At 68.2% G+C, this 2176-nt stretch carries 4 protein-coding genes; all 4 read right to left on the bottom strand.

Annotation, left to right across the window (positions count from 1 at the left end; genetic code table 11):
• Positions 1-406, bottom strand: a 406-nt coding sequence (locus FV228_RS27410) for an Hpt domain-containing protein (RefSeq protein WP_187277940.1), incomplete at its 3' end; no start/stop codon positions are given.
• Positions 403-780, bottom strand: a complete 378-nt coding sequence (locus FV228_RS27415; RefSeq protein WP_147857394.1) for a response regulator — start codon at positions 778-780, stop codon at positions 403-405. The genes FV228_RS27410 and FV228_RS27415, both read right to left, overlap by 4 nt.
• 7 nt (positions 781-787) lie before the next feature.
• Positions 788-1669, bottom strand: coding sequence for a protein-glutamate O-methyltransferase CheR (locus tag FV228_RS27420; protein WP_147857395.1), 882 nt, complete (start codon positions 1667-1669; stop codon positions 788-790).
• Positions 1666-2176, bottom strand: a 511-nt coding sequence (locus FV228_RS27425) for a HEAT repeat domain-containing protein (RefSeq protein ID WP_147857396.1), incomplete at its 5' end; no start/stop codon positions are given. The genes FV228_RS27420 and FV228_RS27425, both read right to left, overlap by 4 nt.

Raw genomic sequence — 2176 nt, forward strand, 5'->3', positions numbered from 1 at the left:
GCGCCCCCGCGTCGTCCTGTGATCCCAGGCGCTGGCGCAGCTGCGCGGCCATCCGGTGCGCGACCCCGTCGGCATCCGCCGGCAGGGCCGCGCGGCGCTCGAGCTCGTCGATCCACTGGCCGACCTGGTCCAGGCTGTCGAGCAGCATGTCGACCAGCGCCGAGTCGATCTGCAGCGCGTCGGACCGGACCTCCCCGAGGAGGTCCTCGGCGGCGTGGACCAGCCGGGTCAGGGCCATAGCGTCGAACAGGCCGGACGAGCCCTTGATCGTGTGGACCGCCCGGAACACCTCGTTGATCGCGGTCTCGTCCGTCGGGTTCCGCTCCAGCTTCAGCAGGCCGCTGGCCGAGACCTGCAGCAGCTCGCGCGCCTCCGGGATGAACCGGGCCAGCAGGGGGTTGGTCATGCCTGCGCGCCCGTCAGCAGGCGCGCGGTCTCGACCAGCAGCACGGGATCGGCCGGCTTGACGATGTAGAAGTTGGCGCCGACCGCGTAGGCCCGGTTCGCATCCGAGTCCGCGGCCTCGGTGCTGATCGTGACCACCGGGATCGCCTGGAGCGCGGGCTCGCGCCGGATCCGGGACACCAGCTCGTAGCCGTCCATCTTGGGCATGTTGATGTCGACGATCATCAGGTCGTAGCCGCCGAGCAGGGCCTTCTCCAGGCCCTCGACCCCGTTGGCGGCCTCCTCGACCACGAACCCGGCCCGGCCGAGCACGTCCTGGTAGAACATCCGCATGGTGATGCCGTCTTCGACGACAAGAATTCGTTTCCCGGACATGCCCGTCTCAATCCTGTTCGATCGGTCTTTGGTAGACGATCGTGTCGCCGAACTTGCGCGGCAGGAACATCGACGACATGCGGCTCATGCTCTCCGAATGACCCAGGCAGATGAACCCGCCCGGGATCAGGCATTCGTAGAGCGCCTCGACCGCGGCGCGTCGGGACGTGTCGTCGAAGTAGATCAGCAGGTTCCGACAGAAGATCACGTCCATCGCGCGGTAGCGGTGCATGTGGATCGGGTCGGACAGGTTGGCGATCGAGAACTCGATGGAGCTGCGCAGCTCCTCGTGGATCTCGAACTGGTCGTCGCCGAGCCGGCGGAAATACTTCTTGCGCAGCTCGGGCGACAGCCGCTGCAGGGAGCGGTTGCCGTAGATCCCCTTGCGGGCATCGGCCAGCACCCGGGAATCGATGTCCGACCCGGTGATCTCGATGGCGAAGTCGTCCGCCCGCGACCAGTTTTCGAGGATCTGGATCGCGATCGAGTAGGGCTCCTCCCCGGTCGAGCAGGGCATCGACCAGATCCGCAGCGTCGCGCCGGGCCGGCGCGTCCGGGTGATCTCGGGCAGGATGCCCCGAACCAGGGCATCGAACTGGTAGTCCTCGCGGAAGAAGTAGGTCTCGTTGACCGTCATCAGGTTGACGAGATGCTGCAGCTCCTCCCCCGACGCCTGGAAGCGCAGCAGGGTGAAGTAGGCCTTGAAGCTGTCGCTCCCGGTCTTGGCGATCCGCTCCAGGAGACGCTTCTCGACGAAATACTCCTTCTTGCCGCTGAACGAGATGCCCGTGCGGCGATAGAAATACTCGTAGAACTTCTCGTACTCGTCCTCGCTGATCTGGATCGCCGAGGCGGTCTGCCCGAGGGAACGGGAGGGCTGCTGCATCATGCGCCTCCGATCCGGCGGATCGCCGCGGCGGCCGCGAAGCGGATGAACGGCACCTCCGGGAAGCGCGCGGCCAGGGCCTGGAGCGGCGCGACGGCGCGCTCGTTGCCGATCTCCGCGAGGCCGTCCACCGCCGCCGCGCAGACGTTGATGTGGGGATCGTGCGCCACGACCTCGGCCAGCCAGTCCGGCGCCTTCGGGTGCGGCAGCAGGCTCAGCATGTTGACCGTCAGGATGCGGACGTCGCTGTCGGGATCGGCCAGCAGGTCGGCGACATGCGGCTCGACCTCGTCCGGCATCTCCTGAAGCGCCTCGATCGCGGCGTTGCGCAGCCCGCTATCCTCGCTGCGGAGCAGGGGCAGCAGGCCCTCGACCACCGCGGGGGACTTGAGGCGGATCAGCGTCGTCAGGATCACGGCGCGGACGCTGGCGGCGGGCTCGCGGCCGAGATGCGCGCACAGGAGCGGCCCGGCCTCCGGGAAGGCGCCGAGTTCGCGGGCGGCCCGGCGC

It is taken from the genome of Methylobacterium sp. WL18, assembly GCF_008040015.1.
GTDB lineage: Bacteria > Pseudomonadota > Alphaproteobacteria > Rhizobiales > Beijerinckiaceae > Methylobacterium > Methylobacterium mesophilicum.

What these genes read in the sequence shown, in the direction of transcription:
- FV228_RS27420 (WP_147857395.1), bottom strand. Translation starts at nt 1,669, where the DNA reads ATGATGCAGCAGCCCTCCCGTTCCCTCGGGCAGACCGCCTCGGCGATC.
- FV228_RS27415 (WP_147857394.1), bottom strand. Translation starts at nt 780, where the DNA reads ATGTCCGGGAAACGAATTCTTGTCGTCGAAGACGGCATCACCATGCGG.